Annotated in this window: 13 protein-coding genes; 11 read left to right on the top strand and 2 right to left on the bottom strand. The window is 63.4% G+C overall.

The window, feature by feature from the left end:
* Positions 1-92: 92 nt before the first annotated feature.
* Both miaB and VGN72_00740 read left to right on the top strand, forming a co-directional pair.
* The gene (gene miaB, locus VGN72_00745; GenBank protein ID HEV7297864.1) at positions 93-1,601 is read left to right on the top strand and encodes a tRNA (N6-isopentenyl adenosine(37)-C2)-methylthiotransferase MiaB; all 1,509 of its coding nucleotides are present in this window, start codon (positions 93-95) and stop codon (positions 1,599-1,601) included.
* A 178-nt stretch (positions 1,602-1,779) separates the two neighbouring features.
* Complete coding sequence (locus VGN72_00740; GenBank protein HEV7297863.1) at positions 1,780-2,460, top strand: hypothetical protein; 681 nt, start codon at positions 1,780-1,782, stop codon at positions 2,458-2,460.
* Positions 2,461-3,061: 601 nt separating this feature from the next.
* Here the strand turns inward: VGN72_00740 and VGN72_00735 are convergent.
* Together VGN72_00735 and VGN72_00730 are read right to left on the bottom strand one after the other, a co-directional pair.
* Positions 3,062-3,622, bottom strand: coding sequence for a GNAT family N-acetyltransferase (locus VGN72_00735; protein HEV7297862.1), 561 nt, complete (start codon positions 3,620-3,622; stop codon positions 3,062-3,064).
* Positions 3,623-3,631: 9 nt separating this feature from the next.
* The gene (locus tag VGN72_00730; protein HEV7297861.1) at positions 3,632-4,444 is read right to left on the bottom strand and encodes a DUF3891 family protein; all 813 of its coding nucleotides are present in this window, start codon (positions 4,442-4,444) and stop codon (positions 3,632-3,634) included.
* A 65-nt stretch (positions 4,445-4,509) separates the two neighbouring features.
* On the opposite strand from VGN72_00730, the gene VGN72_00725 reads away from it, so the two are divergent.
* From VGN72_00725 to VGN72_00685, 9 genes are all read left to right on the top strand, one after another.
* Complete coding sequence (locus VGN72_00725; protein HEV7297860.1) at positions 4,510-5,679, top strand: hypothetical protein; 1,170 nt, start codon at positions 4,510-4,512, stop codon at positions 5,677-5,679.
* 221 nt (positions 5,680-5,900) lie between these two features.
* Positions 5,901-6,272, top strand: coding sequence for a 30S ribosomal protein S12 (gene rpsL / locus VGN72_00720; protein HEV7297859.1), 372 nt, complete (start codon positions 5,901-5,903; stop codon positions 6,270-6,272).
* A 12-nt stretch (positions 6,273-6,284) separates the two neighbouring features.
* On the top strand, positions 6,285-6,413 hold the full coding sequence (locus VGN72_00715; GenBank protein ID HEV7297858.1) for a hypothetical protein: 129 nt from the start codon (positions 6,285-6,287) through the stop codon (positions 6,411-6,413).
* A gap of 107 nt (positions 6,414-6,520) precedes the next feature.
* Positions 6,521-6,997 carry a 30S ribosomal protein S7 gene (rpsG, locus tag VGN72_00710; protein ID HEV7297857.1) on the top strand — a complete coding sequence of 159 codons (477 nt, stop codon included), beginning with the start codon at positions 6,521-6,523 and terminating at the stop codon, positions 6,995-6,997.
* A gap of 223 nt (positions 6,998-7,220) precedes the next feature.
* Positions 7,221-7,616, top strand: a complete 396-nt coding sequence (locus VGN72_00705) for a VOC family protein (protein HEV7297856.1) — start codon at positions 7,221-7,223, stop codon at positions 7,614-7,616.
* Between the two features lie 400 nt (positions 7,617-8,016).
* A complete protein-coding gene (locus tag VGN72_00700; protein ID HEV7297855.1) occupies positions 8,017-9,480 on the top strand; it encodes a polysaccharide biosynthesis/export family protein in 1,464 nt (487 codons plus the stop codon).
* 351 nt (positions 9,481-9,831) lie between these two features.
* Positions 9,832-10,776, top strand: a complete 945-nt coding sequence (locus tag VGN72_00695; GenBank protein ID HEV7297854.1) for an exosortase/archaeosortase family protein — start codon at positions 9,832-9,834, stop codon at positions 10,774-10,776.
* On the top strand, positions 10,773-11,708 hold the full coding sequence (locus VGN72_00690) for a hypothetical protein (protein ID HEV7297853.1): 936 nt from the start codon (positions 10,773-10,775) through the stop codon (positions 11,706-11,708). The genes VGN72_00695 and VGN72_00690 overlap by 4 nt, the downstream gene beginning before the upstream one ends.
* Before the next feature lie 24 nt (positions 11,709-11,732).
* Positions 11,733-16,367, top strand: a complete 4,635-nt coding sequence (locus VGN72_00685) for a tetratricopeptide repeat protein (GenBank protein ID HEV7297852.1) — start codon at positions 11,733-11,735, stop codon at positions 16,365-16,367.
* Positions 16,368-16,507 lie beyond the last annotated feature (140 nt).

Below are 16,507 nucleotides of genomic sequence, written 5' to 3'. Positions count from 1 at the left end.
GCCGTTCCAACGGCTGCCATACGTTCGGGTCACCGTTCTTCCCTGCGATTCTGTCGAACCGCACCCCGAAATCGGCTACACTGTCACGCGAAATGCCAAAGAAGCTGTACATGGAGACCTTCGGTTGCCAGATGAACGTGCTCGACAGCGAGCTCGTCCTGGGGCAGCTGCGCGGACAGGGATACGTATCGACCGAGTCGCGCGACGACGCCGACGTCATCCTCTACAACACCTGCAGCGTGCGCGAGCATGCCGAGCAGAAGGTCTGGAGCCGCTTAGGCGAGCTGAAGGAACGCAAGGCGGCCAAGCCCGATACGGTCATCGGCGTCATCGGCTGCATGGCCGAGCGTGATGGCACACGGCTGTTCGAGCGGTTCCCGCACGTCGATTTGCTCTGCGGTCCCGGCGAACTGGATAAGCTCGTAAACCTGGTCCACAACGCGGTCGTGACGAACTCGGTTGAATCGGAAGCAAGCGGCCCGGCTGACAAGCAGGTGGCGCTGATGGGCGCTAATGTGCGCCGGTCGTCGACGCTGGAAGCGGCCGAGGACAATCTTGAGCTGCTCGATCTGTCGCGCAGCATCTCATCGGAAGACGACGTGCGTCAGGCTTACGTCCGCATCACGCGTGGCTGCAACAAGTTCTGCACGTACTGCGTCGTCCCCTATACGCGTGGGCCGGAAGTCCACCGTCCGCCACAGAATATCATTGATGAAGTGAAGCGGCTGGCCGACGTGGGCGTGCGCGAGGTGACACTGCTCGGGCAGACGATCAACCACTACCACTTCAAACATGGCGATGGCCGGACGACGACGTTCGGGCAGTTGCTGTACATGATCCATGAGGCCGTGCCGCATCTGCCGCGATTGCGGTTTGTGACGAGCTTCCCGCGCGACTTCACCGATGAGGCGCTGCAGGCGATGCGCGACTGCGAGCGCATCTGCCGCTACCTGCACGTGCCGGCCCAGCACGGCAGCGACCGCGTCCTGAAGATGATGAACCGCGGTTACACCGTCGGCCAGTATCGCGAGTTCGTGGAGCGCGCCCGCGGGTTCATGCCCGACATCTGCCTTGCAAGCGATTTCATCGTGGGTTTCCCGACCGAAACCGAGGAAGAATTCGTTCAAACGGTCGACCTGCTGCGTTGGGCGCGCTTCAAGAACAGCTTTATCTTCAAGTACAGCCCGCGGCCTGGCACCATCGCGATCGACCGCTTTGCCGACGACATTCCCGACGACGTGAAGCGGCGTAGAAATACCGAGCTGCTGGCCGCCCAAGGGGAGGTGAGCGCCGCGGTGAATGCCGAGATGGTTGGCCGGACCGTGCAGGTGCTGGTGGAGGGCGAGAGCAAACTGGTGAGCAAACAGGCCGTTTATCCCAAATCGAACGTCGAGTTGGGTTGGGCGAGCCGTTCGCCGGCCCAATCGCGTCAAATGACTCAGATGGTGGGTAGAACCGGTGGCGATCAGATCGTAGTGTTCGATGCTGAACTGACGACCAAGGGTGAATTGGTCGATGTCGAGATTGTCGAAGCGAAGAACATGACTCTGTTCGGCAAACGCCTTGCCTTGGCAACCGCGCCCGTCGCAACCGGCGCCTGAGCCGTTCAGCACGCGCAGCGGGCTGGCCACCTCAGAGGCCAGTCTTTTTCGGTCGTCTTCGAACGAACGGGCGCGGGTTGAGGACGTGTTGTTCAGCGTTCGACGACTGTCCGGAACGTGCCGGTTAAGATGCTCGAGCGGCCGTTCAGCGAAGGTCCACCAAACGGGAAAGCAACGCATGCCCCAGAAGCGCCAATCCGATCTGCAACGCGAGGACGACCGCCCGTGGGACGAAAATCGCTGGCGCGGGTTTTTGCGCGAGAGCGACTTGCGCGCTGCGCGGTATGCCGAGCTGTTCGAGACGCTGCTGGACGACCCGCACCGCGACCTGAAGATCGCGCGCGAGATGGGTTGGTCGGACGGCAGCGCGAGCGACGAGCGCGGCCCAGGCTACGCCGCCGACTGCGAGGGGGCTAGCGACGAAGTTGGCCTGGACGAGATCGATCCGAACGATCCGGAACTGCTGGCCGAGGTGGAGGCCGACCGCCGGTCGTTGAATGCGATTCCAGCTTACCGGTGGGGCCGCACGCTGGCGTCACTGGTGATCAAGACGCTGACGCCGTTCAACGACGTGAACGACGACCGGATCGCGGTGGCGTGCGAGCACGCGCTGACGCCCAGCGCCAAGATCGCCGCCGGGCATGGCATTGGTTACGACGACGACGCGATCTGCGGCAACATCGTCTGCAACACGATGGCCCTCTCGGCCGCCCGCAAGGCGCACGTGGAGTTCAGCGAACTAAAGGCCGACGGCGTGCTGCCGACCGCCGAGACCGACAAGATCCTCAAGCGCCTCGACGACCTCGCCACCGCCATCGAAGCCCGCATCGCCGAGCTCCGCGCCCGCGTGACGTGGTAGCCCCCGCGTCGCTCGCTCGCACCGTGAACCATCTTCTGTAGGACAGGCATTCCTGCCTGTCTCTCCCCCCGGCTCTCCCTCCGTATTCTGTCTGTGCATTCTGTGGGACGGACCTTCTTGTCTGTCTCTCTTCTCCGCTTCTCCCGATGAACGAAGAGAACGCGAAGGCGCGAAGCCACGAAGCAAGCCGCGAAGAAATCCAAAGGGTGTTGCGCCCTTTCCACGTCATTCGCGCAGCGCGGGCGTAGAGATGGATAGCGTGTTCTTTGACAACTGAATAGCCGACGCCGTGGACATGAGCTGCCCAGTCTCATTCACCCGATGTTGCACAATGGTGCAAAATGGTGCACGGATTCGCGAATCGCCTTACCCAGACCGCCGCCGCCAGGCTCCGTCGCCTTCTTCGCGGTCCTTCGCGTCTCCCATTCGCGAGCTTCGCGTTCGCTTTCGCCGCTTCAGGAGCGCAATAGAGATGGACAAGAGTCCTCGTGGGTGGCGTCGATCTACCTTCGCATGCCCGACCGCAGGACGGCCGAGCCAGGTCAGCCCGAAGCGCTTGAGGAGGCGTTGGCGTAGGCGAGATCCTGTACAACGCGATTGCTCAATCCATGGCGGCGTACCAGAACAGCGTCACGGTTTCCTTGACTAAGTCGTGGTTCGAGTTGCGGTGGTCGTCGATGCCCGCCAGTTCGAAACCGCTCTTGACCAGCATCGCGGCGGCCGGCTGGTTGTCGGTCAGCGTCTCGGTCGCCACGGCACGCAATTGCGTTTCCCGTGCGTGGCTGATGGCCGAGAACAACATCGCCGTCGCGAGGCCCTGTCGGCGGAAGTCGTAGTCGACGCGCAGGTCGATCAGGCGCAGCGTCTGACGGGCGACATCCGGCTGGGCCAGCATTAGCGCGACCAGCTGCTCGTTGTGCTCGGCCACCAGCGCCAGGCCGTCGTCGGCGCCACTGGCGACTTGCTTCAGCGTGAACGCGGCGTCCTCGCTCAGTGGATATGATCGAATCGCCCGCTCGCGCAGCGGGCGCGGTTCCAATCGCCAGCTGCGACCGAGGCCTTCACCCGCCCGGTCGACGTGCAGGTAATGCGCGGCCTCCAGCGTGGCGTCGATGTCGTTGACGAAGTTGACGTCGGCGGCAGTGGCGGGGCGGATGACCATGTGGCGATTCTACCCACCGTGCAGCCGCATGTGCAGCGACCGTTCTGCCGCCGTCGCGTATGCCGTCCGCAGTTGCGCGGCATCGTCGTAATGCACGCGCGGAACGAGCCGGCCGGTGATCTGCAAGTCGATCGACGGCCTGTCGAACGGCCACGGATCGATGCGCAGCGCACGCTCGCCAGTGCATTCAAGCGATAGCTTGACCGCATCGTCACCCGCGTGTGGATGTAACTCGGTCGTGCGCGAGATGGGTGGGGCGGTGCAGCAGAGGGCCAGGCTGATCTGGTCGAGCGTCTGCAGCCAGCGGAAGTGATATCGCAGCGCATCCTCCAACGGATCGGCGTGCGGGTCGGCCAGGCCGTGCATTAGGGGCCGGTCGATGCGCAGGCCGAGCGATTGGCGGAGCGTCTCCTGCCGTTCGACCTCGGCGTGCTGGAACTTGTTCACCGCGAACCGCTCGTGAACGTCCTGCTTCCGCGCGTCGGCCAGTAGCGACAGATGCAGCACGTGCAGGCTGACCAGCAGGCCGGGATACGGACCTTCGGCGGTCGCGCGGGCTGCGCTTTCCGTCCAGACGCGCAGCGCGACGTCGTGCGGCGACTCGAATACGTCGGTCGGTTGCCCCTTCGGGTTGATCGTCGGGGCTTCATCGTGAACCGGCCAGCCGCAGTCGTGAAGCGTAATGCCGCGCACCGCAGCGGCGTTGTCGATCAAGGCGCCGAACCGTTCGTTGCCGACGCACGCCGCCAGTTGCCCGGAGAGCTTCGCGTGGTCGTTCTGTGTGATCAGCAGGTAACCGTCGGTTTCATCGCGGCGGATCATGCTACGAAGTATAAGCAAAGTCCCGCATCTCGCGACCGACCGGGCTGCGCGGTAGAAAGGTGGCCGTGGATAAAGACGCAATCAACATAGGCACGATCGTGTCAGCGTTACTGCTGGTGATGGCGCTGCTGGCGCGGCTCGGGCTGCTGGCCTACACCGTCGGCTTAACGCGCTCAAAGCATGCCGCCGCCACCGCGGGGCGTGCGCTGCTGGACCTGTGCTTCGCCGGTCTGGCGTTCTGGCTCGTGGGCGCTGCGATTGCGATCGGACCAAACGACTACGTCGGCTTCAACGTTCACGCGATGTTTGGCGGCGCGCCGCAGGCGGTGGCGCTCGCGAGCGTCGTCCTGGCAAGTGGATTCTTGGCCGGTGGCCTGAGCGAGCGCTGCGGGTTCTGGCCGAGCATGTGGGCGGCGGTGGCGCTGGGGGCGGTCGTGGTCCCGTTGCCGTTGCGATGGATGACCAACGGCTGGCTAGCCAACCTTGGCTTGGTGGGCGTCGATCCGTTCCCCATCGCCGGCGCGGCGTTTACCGCGATGGGGATTTGGGCGATCGGGCCGCGGTTGAATAAATACCATCGCGACGGTTCGACGAGTTTGATCCCTGGCCACAACCTGCCGCTGGCCGTCGTGGGTAGTGTGTTGGCTTTGATCGGATTGGTGGCGTTCTACAGCGTGCGGACGATGCGGCCTGACCTGGGACTGTTCGCGGTCGCGGCCGGTGGGGTGGCGGCGACGGTCGCGACGCAGGTAAAGTTCGGTCGGCCGGACATCGGCCTCGTGCTCACCGGCGTGCTAGGGGCCGCGGTGGCGGTGACGGTGCTGGGCACCGCGCCCGGCTTCCACCACGTGCTGGTGGGGCTGATCGCGGGACTGGTGGTCCCGCACTGCGCCGTGACGATCGATACGCAATATCGCCTGGATGACCCGCCGGCCGGGGTGACGATCTTCGGTGTCGGTGGCATTATTGGCATGATTGCCACCGGGCTGTTCTACCCAAGCGACGCGGTCGCGCGGCTGAAGATGGTCGGGCTAGCCGGGCTCGCGATCATCGTGATCGCAATCTGGGCAGCGGCGGTGGGTTGGGTGGTCTTCACGCTGCTGAAGCGATTAACGCGCTTGCGGGTACGCGAGGCGGACGAGTTCGACGGCCTCGATCTGGCGGAACTCGATGTGGCGGCGTACCCGGATTTTCAGCAGAACACGATCCGAAGTTTTCATATGCGGGAAGCGTGACTGGGTCGGGCCGCCGTCGGATAAGGAGCTTAAAATGACGTGAGCAGCGAAAATGCTAGCCGCTTCAGTGGCTGGCCCGTGAAGGAGGGGATGCCCCTGATCTGGTGTCACTCGATTCTGCAAAGCACACCCCTTGCGATGCAGGTGATGCGCCTATATACTGTTCGACTCGATTTTCCGGACCCTTGCTATGCATGGCAAGACCGAGTTGAAGGAACGAAATGCCGACGATTAACCAGCTCATCAAGAATCCCCGGCGGGCCCTCCCGCGTAACAATAAGGTCAAGGACCTCGAAGCATCGCCGCAGAAGCGTGGCGTGTGCCTTCAGGTGAAGACCATGACGCCCAAGAAGCCCAACTCGGCGCTCCGCAAGATCGCCCGCGTTCGGTTGTCCAACGGCAAGGAAGTCACCGCGTACATTCCCGGTGAAGAGCACAACCTGCAGGAACACAGCATCGTGCTGGTTCGCGGCGGTCGCGTGCGCGACCTGCCCGGTGTGCGTTACCATATCGTCCGCGGCACGCTCGACGCGCTGGGCGTCGACGGTCGCAAGCGCAGCCGTAGCAAGTACGGCGCGAAGCGCGGCAAGTAAGGGGTACGAAAGATGCTTACTACGTTCATCCTCTTGGCGGGGGATGTGAACGAGGTAAAGTCCGGTTACGGCAACGTCATCTTCATGGGGATCTTCATCCTCGGCGCGATGGCGGTCGGTATTTGGTGGTTGTTACGATAGTTTAAGGAATTGCCGATTTGCGATTTGCGATTTGCGATTGAAATGCAGACGAACGTTCGCTGCTCTTCAATCGCATATCGCAAATCGCAAATCGCAAATGATCTAAAATGGCCTATAAAAAGTTCACCGCGAGCGAGGAAATCCTGAAGCCGGATTCCCGCTTTAACAGCAAGCTCGTCAGCAAGTTCATCAACTGCATCATGTGGGACGGCAAGAAGACCGTCGCGCAGAAGATCTTCTACGATGCGATGGAACAGGTGACGAAGAAGATGAAGGAAGTCCCGCCGCTCGAGATCTTCGAGGGCGCGATCAACAACGTGAAGCCCTACGTCGAGGTGCGCAGCAAGCGCGTCGGTGGTGCCAACTACCAGGTGCCCATGCAGGTGAACCGCCGTCGTCAGCAGTCGCTGGCGTTCCGCTGGATCATCGGTGCCTGCCGTGACCAGGGTGGCCGCCCGATGAGCGACCGCCTCGCCGACGAGCTGATGGCCGCCTACAAGAAGGAAGGCAAGGCCATCAACACCCGCGAGCAGACCCACCGCATGGCCGACGCCAACAAGGCGTTCGCCCACTTTGCCTGGTAGTCTGATCCGCTGTTCGTCTTCAGTCGAAAATCGAGATGGCCGACGCGTTGTCCGCGTCGGCCACTTTCGTTTTTGGGACTCGGGAAGAGCGCGAAGACGCGATGGCGCGAAGGAAGCCGCGAAGCAAGATAGGCAACTACTGGGCGCCTCCTTACACTCCAGCGGTTGATTTCAGGTGGCGGAGCGGGGATTCTATCTCGGACACAAGGAGCAACGCATCACAATGAAGATCACCGGTACGCATCACGTCGCGCTGTGCACGCCCAATTTCGAACAGACCTGCAAATTCTACATCGAGACGCTCGGCCTGAAGCAGGTGGGCTCGTTCTCGGGGCGCAACATCATCTTCGTCGATGCCGGCCCGACGACCATCGAGATCATCGAACGTCTGGAGCCGATGGACCGCGCCCGGCAGGGTTGGGTCCATTTCGCATTCGAAGTTCCGGACATCGACGCAGCCTACGCTGAGCTGACCGGCAAGGGCATCGCGTTCCACATCGAGCCCAAGCTCTTCCCCGAAATCAACCCGGCGGTGCGGTTGGCGTTCTTCAAAGACCCCGACGGCAACGAACTGGAACTGGTCCAACCCCTCGCAAGTCGGTACCCGAACCCGATCTGAACGCTCGCTCCTCGAGTTTCGACGGGACTTGCGCTTTCCTGACGGCTCGTCAACGGTCCATTCCAAGGTCCGAAAACCTGTCAAATCTGGACGGTGGGAGCATAGTCGGAATTTGTCTGTGATATATCGGGCGAATGGGCCGATAAACCGAAAGGACGTCATTTGGCGCGCGGTAATCGGCCCCCGTTCGGGTCCGGGCATCGTGTTGCAATACCCGATTGGCATCGTAAAGTACCGCGGCCCCTCCCAAGGGTGGTTCGCGGTGCGTGTGGCGCGGCCGGCGGGCGAATGGGTCCAGGTGTGATAATCAGATAGTACGAATCACCCGGCGGCGCACGTCGCGCGAGGGGTTCGGGTGGCCGGGGCTTCGGATGTCCCGGCCGGTTGAAAGGAGCGCGTCTTGCGTCTGCCCCGTCTTTCGAAATCCAACGGACTGGTCGCGAAGTATTCCCTGCAATCCGCCGCCGCCGCGGCGTTGCTCGCCATGGGCGTGGGCTGCGAGGTGAAGTCGTTCATCGACCCTTCAGAGCTCGGTCGGATGGAGCGCACGCCCCTGACGATGCCGATCCTCACCTCGCTCGACACTGGCGTGGAAGAGGCCAACGACGAGTTCCTGAACGCAGGCGACCCGACACCAGAAGACTTGATCGCCAATCGGGTCGACTACCGCCTGGACCGCGGCGACCTGGTGAACATCTCGATCTCCGACCTGCAGGCCGCCGGTGTGGATACGGTGCGTTCGGTGCGGGTGAGCGAGAGCGGCAACGCGAGCCTGCCGTACATCGGGCAGATCCGGGCGCTGGGCATGACCGAGGCCGAGCTGGAAGCGGCCGTGGTCGAAGCCTACCGCGCCGCGGCGCTGATCACGAACGCCCAAGTGTCCGTCACGGTCGCCGAGGCACGCGGCCGGGCGTTCAGCATCTTGGGCGCAGTGCAGCAGCCCGGGCAGTACGCGATCATCCAGTCCGAGTTCCGCGTGCTGGACGCACTGGTGCTGGCCCGCGATACGACCGCGCCGACCATTGAGTACCTGTACATCATTCGACAGAAGTCGGTCGACGCCGCCGAGACGGCGCCACCGACCGTGCAGCCCGCGCCGGCGACCGGTCCTGCGCCCGACGCGCTGGAACCGAAGGTCGACGCCGGCACCGATCGGCTCGCGCTCCGGGCCGTCTACCTGCAGACGACCGACGAGAGCGTCTCCAACCAACCCGCGACGCTGCCCGAAACGGAAACCGGTGGCCGGTACATCACGATCGACGGTAAGCCGGTCCTCATCCCCGGCGGTGATATCGATGCCGCCCCTGAGCTTCCCGAAACAACCCAGCCTGCCGTCGCCGCTGCCACGACGGAACCGGCTTTTGAATTCAATGAGGCCCCCGGAGTGTCCGATACTCGGGTTATCCGGATCCCGATTCCGCAGCTGCGCAACGGCGAGCTGAAGTACAACATCGTCATTAAGCCGCAGGACATGATCATCGTCCCGCAGCCGGTGGTCGGCGAGTACTACATGGGTGGGCACGTGAACCGGGTTGGTGTCTACAGCCTGACCGGCCGCGACATCACCCTTAAGCAGGCGGTCGTGTCGGCCGGCATGCTCGATCAATTGGCCATTCCCCAACGGACGGATCTGATCCGCCGGATCGGGAAAGACAAGGAAATCTTCGTCCGTGTGGACTTGGCCAAGATCTGGGAAGGCGCTCAACCGGACATCTTCCTGAAGCCCAACGACGTGGTTCAGGTCGGTACGAATTTTCTGGCCCCGTTTCTTGCGGCGATCCGAGGTGGGTTCCGCGTAACTTACGGGTTTGGCTTCCTCTATGACCGGAACTACGCCGACGAACGTCAGACGTTGGATAATTAAACGACGGCTGATCGGCGCCGTCCCTCGAACATTGGGTCGGGCGGAACGTAACAATTTTTAGTGCAACGGGTGCTGCTTTTCCCCATGATTATATCGGGGTCAGGCTGCACCTGTTGTCGTTGAGGGCACGCGCACTTCACGCTGTTTGCGGTAGAACCGGGTCGATGGACCGGGCACTGCGGCTGTCTAGCGAGGGCAGACCTGTTTCGGACTGGAGGAGGGCTTCTGAGCGGACTTGCAACATCATCGTCGGCCGAACTGTCGCCAAGACGCGACGCCGCGGTCCCGCGCCAGGAAGGCTTCAACACCACGTTCTGGATCAAGACTGGGATTATCGCGATCTTGTTCGTGATGGCGTTCTGGCCCAACTTCCGCCGGTTGTGGCTAAAGACCAATCCGTTCTTTGGGGAGCCCAACTGGGGACACGCGATCGCGGTTCCGCTGATCGGTTTATATTACCTTTACACGAATCGGACACAGTTGCTGACCGCGCGGTCGAAGCCGTCGTGGTTCGGGCTCGTGTTTCTGTTCCTGGGACTGGCGATCTGGGAATACGGCATCTGGCCCGCCAAGAACGACTTCATCAGCGACTTCGGCATCGTCGTAACGCTGTTCGGTGTCGTGGCGCTTATCTGCGGTTGGGGCGTGATGAAGATTGCGTGGTTCCCGATCGCGTTCCTGGCGTGTGCGATCCCGTGGTCGAACCTGCTGTATGCCCATATCGCCTGGCCACTCCAGTTGGCCGCGGCGCGGGTGGCGGTCTTCACGCTGCAGGTGGCGGGGGTGAACGCGTACGACAACGGTGCGACGAAGATCTTCATCGGTGGGTTTGGCCTAGGTGACCCCGTTCGCACGTTGAACGTTGCCGAGGCGTGTGCGGGACTTCGGTCGCTCATGACGTTCGTCTCGGTCGCGGCTGCGGTCGGGTTCCTGTCCGGACGCCCGCTGTGGCAGAAGATCGTGATCACACTGTCAGCGGTGCCGATCGCGGTATTTTGCAACGTCGTACGCATCGCGGGTCAGGGGTTCCTGGATCTGTGGAGCCGCGAGATGTCCGAAGGCTTCGCCCACCAGTTTGTCGGCATGCTGATGCTTGCCCCGGCGTTCTTCCTCATCATGGGCGTCGGCTGGTTGCTGGATAACCTCTTCATCGAAGAAGCGGACAAAGATGCGAACCGCAAGAAGGTCGTGAGCGCCCGCACCCAGGCGATTGGCCGCACCGCATCTGCGGCGAATGTGGCGCGACCGGCGCAGCAGGATCGGCAGACCGTTACCAGTGCGGCGGAGGGCAAATGAACAAAGCAACCGAATTAGACCACGACGCCCCGTCAGCCGAACCGACGCAACCGGGCGGCAAGCGGTGGGGCGCGCACTTCATCGTCGCCGTCGTCGTGATGAGCGTGGCCGCCATTGGGCTGAACGCGGCGACGCAGATGTTTCAGCTGCACTTCAAGAAGGTCGCGATCCCGCTCAAGGCCGATTTGAATGACCCGCAAGACGGGTTGGCCGCGCGTATCGGGCCTTGGCAGATGGTGTCGCTGGATGCGCCCTTGCCGCATGACCTCGAAGAGAACCTTGGGACCAAGCAATACGTCTTCCGCGACTATGTCGACACTCGAAAGGTGACCGAAGCCGAACTGGCAGCGTTTCAGGACAAGTCGGCGATGCAGCGGCGGTACCTGCTGGACCAGCTTCAGCGCCTGCGCCCCGAAGCGGTGATCAACATCGCCGTCACCTACTACACCGGTCTGGTTGACACCGTGCCGCACGTGCCCGACGTCTGCTACGTCGCTGACGGCTACCGTCCGGTCAATCCGAGCGATCAACTGTGGGACGTGCCCAGCCCTTACCTGAACGGCGCGAAGCTGCCCGTGCGGTTCATCGATTTCGAAGATCAGTCGGGCAAGCGCCTATTCCGCCGTAATGTCGCGTATTTTTTCCAGACACAGGGGAACTACGAAAGCCACCCGATGCGGGTGCGCTTTCACATGCAGAACCTGTCACAGCGCGAGACCTACTTCGCGAAGGTCGAAGTGATGACCACGATGGACGACCGCGATGCGTCGATCGAGCTCATGAAGGACTTCCTGACCGTCGCGCTTCCCGAGGTCGAGCGTCGCCTGCCGAACTACCCTGAGCTGATGAAGCAGGGGCAGCAGCAGACCGCGGCGATCAACGGCGTTAGCGCGAACGTCGAAGTGGCGCATGCCCAGGCCAGCAGCAACTAGTAACACCAAGGACACAAGGACCAAATGGCACGCCGAGTTAATACCCGATTCCTTGTCATCCTGACCATCATCGTCGTGGTGGGCAGCGTGGGCGCGTTCACGACCGCCATGGTCGTGAAGAAGCTGCGCAACAACCCCGAGAAGTTCACGCAGCAGGGCCGCACCCTGATGGCCGAGCAGAACTGGGACGAGGCGTCGCGCGCGCTGGGCCGGGCATATTACCTGTCGCAGCGGAACCCTGAGATCCCGGTGCTGCTGGGCGAGGTACACGAGCAGCTGGCAGCGAAGGAGAGCGACCCGCGCGAGCTGATCGGTAAGAGCCGTGGCTATTATCAGGCCTCGCTGGAAATCGACGCCCGATACCTGCCCGCGTTGCGCCGCCTGATGGATTCGTACAAGGCCGAGATCACCACCGAGGCGAACCCTGGTGCGCTTCGCGCGACGTCCGACGTGGCGCGGAAGATCCTCGCGATCGAGCCGAACGATCACGCCGCAATCGTCGCGAAGGAATCGAGCGAGATCCGCTTGTGGATGGGCGGCGTACCGATCGACGGCACCGATATCGACGTATCGATCGCCGCGCTGATCGCCACCACCGAGAAGAACCCCACCGACGCCGATCCCGTTCAATGGGTGGTGGCCGCCTATAGCCAACGCGCCCGCGATGCGCTGCGCGTCAACCGCTCCGACGAGGAACGTTCCACCGCGGCCCGCAAAGAGCTCGACGCACTGGCAACGTACCTGGACAAGTCGATCAAGGGACAGGAGGACAACGCGGCCATGGCGCTGCGCGCGGCGCAGGGTTACGCGGTCATCGACCAGCTCGAGGCTGACCCGCAACTGTCGACCAAGTACAGCGCGCTCACCAAGACGCTGCTGGCCGAAGCGCAGAACGACCTCAAGCCGACCGACCCGCTTTACACGGAAACTCGGATGGCCTGGGCCGGTCAGCTCCAGCGTGAGAATGACAAGGCTGGCACTGAACAGGTGTTGCGTGAGCTGATTGCACAGGTGCCTTACGAGCACGAACCGAAACTGGCACTGGTTGGACTGCTTAGTGCCGACCCCGCAAAGCGTGAGGAGGCGATCAAGCTGCTGACCGCGCCGCTGCCACCCGACCCCAACGCCTCGGTCTTCGATCGCGTGGCGGCGCGCGGGGTACGCAATCACATGGACCTCACCGCGGCGAACCTGCGCGTGATGGCGTTCGGCGAGACGACCGACGCCAAGGAGCGCGCCCGCCTGAAGAGCGAGATCGACGCCAGCCTGGCCGCGCTCGCCGAGAAGAACGGTGAGGACTTTCGCGTGCTACGCACGAAGGGCAAGTTCCAGGTCCTGCAGGGGCAGTACGTCGAAGCTGTTGCTACGCTGAACCGGGCCCTGAGCCTCGTGAATCCCGCCTCGGGCAACAAGGACTACGACCTGCTCTTCCAACTCGGCCGTGCCTACAGCGCGCTGAAGCAGACCGGTGAGGCCAAGGCGACGTTCCTGCAGATCGTGGACTTCGGGCCTGCCCGCCTGCAACTCGCCCAGCTCTATCTGGCCGACCAACAGGCCGAAGAGGCAAGCGCGCAGCTGGACGTGCTGGAGCGCATGGCGCCCGATGCGCCGGAACTGGCCCGGATGCGCTTCCAGGTCCACCTGCTCCAGGGCAAGCGCGACCAGGCGCTGGCGCTGTTCGCGAAGATGCCGCAGACGACGCGCGAAGACCACCGCGCCAAGGCGCAGGCCGCGCTGGCGCTGGGCGACCGCGCGCAGGCGATCACCGTGCTCGAAGCCGCCGCCAAGGCCTTCCCCGGCGACGTCGACGTCGCGGTGAACCTCGCGCAGCTCTACGGCGCTACCGATCAGAAGGACAAGGCGATCGCCGCGGTTGAAGCTGGCTTGGCGACGGAACCTGAAAACCAGGTCCTGCAGATGCTGAAGTTGCGCCTGAGTGGCGAGTCGCGCGAAGAGGTGATCAAGCGCGCCACCGAGCGGGCGAATCAGGTCACGGACCCCTACACGCGTGCGCTACAGCTGGCTGAACTGGAGCGCAGCCAGGGCAACCTCGACCAGTCCCTCAAACACCTCGCTGAGGCCGAGCAGGCAAAGCCGGGCAGCCCCGACGTCGCCGACATCAAGTTCCAGATCCTGCTCTCGCAGCGTAAGTTCGACGAGGCCGCCAAGGAAGTGCCGACGCTCGTGAAGGCCAATCGCGACTCGGCCGACGGGCTCGTCTACCGCTTCCGTCTGGCGATGGCGCAGGGCAAGGTCGCCGAGGCCGAGTCGATCGGGCTCGAACTGACGACGAAGATGCCGAACTTCGCGCAGAGCTGGATCTGCCACGGCCAAGCGCAGCAGGCCGCCGGCAAGCACGCGCAGGCGATCGACAAATACACCCGCGCGCTAGAACGACAGAACAACAATCTGGACGCGTTCAAGGGCCTGATCGACTGCTATTACCAGGTCTCCAAGCCCGACGAAGCCGAGCGCTACATTGCGCGGGCTCGCCGGACTTTCCCCAATGATGCTGCCGTTCGCGAGGCGGAGCTGGCGCATCAGCAGAACTACGGCAATCCATTGACGGTGCTGCCGGCGCGCGAGCAGATCCTGAAGGACGACCCGGAGACGATGGCAAACTGGCAGTCGCTGGCCGGCGCGTACGTGCGGGCGGCGCAGTTCAATGCGTCGCGCGTCGATGGGAAGAAGGAGAGCGAGGCCAACCTGGCCAAGGCCAGCGAGCTACTGACCAAGGCAGTCGCCAAGTGGCCGGCCGAGCGGTCGCTGGTGGCGCTGAAGGCGGACGTGGCGATGTCGATGAACGACGTCGCTACCGCCGAGAAGGTGCTCAACGCGTTCGCCGCCCGTGAAGAGTGGAAGGACAAGGCCGACCCGCAGCTGATGCTGGCCGAGCTGTACGCGCGCACCAACCGGCTGGACGAGGCCGAGGATGCGCACAACGTCGCGCTGAAGCGCAGCAACAACGCCGTCGAAGTGCGGCAGCGGGCCGCGGCATTCCTGGCCAATCGTGGCAAGGTGAACGGCGCGATCGAACTGCTGCCGGCGAGCGACCCGAACGAACAGGTGCGCCGTCAGCTCATCAACATCCTCTCGGCCGCCGGTCGGTTCAAGGAGGCCGAGGAGGCCGTGAAGGCCTCGCTCACGCTTGAGCCGGACTCCGTCGAGATGCAGGCGCTGCTCGCCAGCACCTACCTGGACCAATCGCGGTACGACGACGCGCTGAAGCAGGTTGAGACCGTGTTGAAGCGCGACGCGAAGAACCAGATGGCGCTCTACGTGCGCGGGCTCGTTCGCATGCGGCAGCCCAGCCCCGACCCAGATGCGGCGATCAACGATCTGTCTGCCGTCAGCGATGCCGCCCCGCGGAACGTCGACGTTCGCGTGGCGCTGGCGGACGCTTACCGCATGCGTAACGATTCGAGCCAGGCGATCCGCGTGTTGAGCGGTGGCGTGCACCTGACGCCATCGAACAAGCCGCTGCGCCTTCGGTTGCTGGACCTGTACGTCAGCAGCAACATGACACAGGAGGTCGACGGGCTGCTGCGAGAGGCGAGCACCCTGGCGCCGTTGCAGGCCGATCCGGAGTGGCTCAACGCCGAGGCGAACGCCTATGCCGCCCGAGGCGATTTCGACAAGGCCGCCAGCCGGATGAAATCAGCGCTCGCCGCGGCGCCAAACAACGCGAACCTGACGAGCGCTTACATCAACCTGCTCATTCGCGGTCGCAACCAGAAGGCCGCGATTGCCGAGGCCGACAAGGTGCTGGCGACCGCCGACGTGTGGTGGGCGCACCAGTACAAGGCCATCGCGAAGAAGGCGTTGAACGACCGCGCCGGCGCGGTCGCCGACCTCACCGCCGCGCTGCGTTCCGCCGACGCCGCCAAGAGCGACGAGGCCGCCAGCGCCGTCATCACCACCTGGGCCGATCAGATCGGCGTCATCGAGGCAATGGAGCAACTGCAGCCGCGCCTGGATCAAGGCGTGCGCTGGAAGCTGTTGGCCGCGTCGCTGTATTTGAACCAGAAGGACTACGCCAATGCCCGCACGACGCTCGAGTCGGCAATGGCGCAGTATGACGGTGCCTCCAATCCAGAGCAGATCCAGTTGCTGCGCTTCGCCGGCGCGTTCTACCTGTCGGCCCAACCGACCGAGCCGAACAAGGCACAGGAGGCTTACGACAAGCTGCTTCAGAAGACCCCGGATGACATGGCGGCGTTGAACAACATCGCCTGCCTGCTCGCCGAGTCGGTCACGCCACCGCAACCCGAGCGAGCGCTCGGTTACAGCAGCCGTGCTTACGAACAGCTGCGCCGGGCGGGGCGGTTCGACCCCATGGTCTACGATACGCAGGGCTGGATCCTCGTGTTGTCGGGTAAGGTGGACGAGGGGATCGACCTGCTGCGGCAAGTCGTGAACCGTGCCCCGTTCATGGAAGCGCACTATCATCTGGGTGAGGGCTACCTGCGCATGGGCACCCCGTATCCCGAAGAGGCCGAACGGCAGTTGACGCTGGCGATAGAGGCCTACGAGGCCGCCGCAAGCAAGAAGCAATCGGTCGACCCGGCGCTGAAGGCTCGCATCGAGAGCTCGCTGGCCCGGGCCAAGGAAATGATGCGTGCGAAAGACGGCCCGGTAGGTGCCACCGGGGCGAATTGAGCGGGCGAACCTGATAAACTTTCGGGTACTGCGTCCGATAAGCCGCGTTTGCTTAACCGGTCGTACGGATGGTACGACGATTTAGGGAAGGGCGCTCGCGCCGAACGGCCGACTCCTATTAGTAGATTGAAATCGGGACG

Source organism: Tepidisphaeraceae bacterium (assembly GCA_035998445.1).
In the GTDB taxonomy this organism is placed as follows: Bacteria; Planctomycetota; Phycisphaerae; order Tepidisphaerales; family Tepidisphaeraceae; genus DASYHQ01.
The sequence above is the reverse complement of the archived record's forward strand: the minus strand, read 5'-3'. Positions and strand labels throughout refer to the sequence as shown.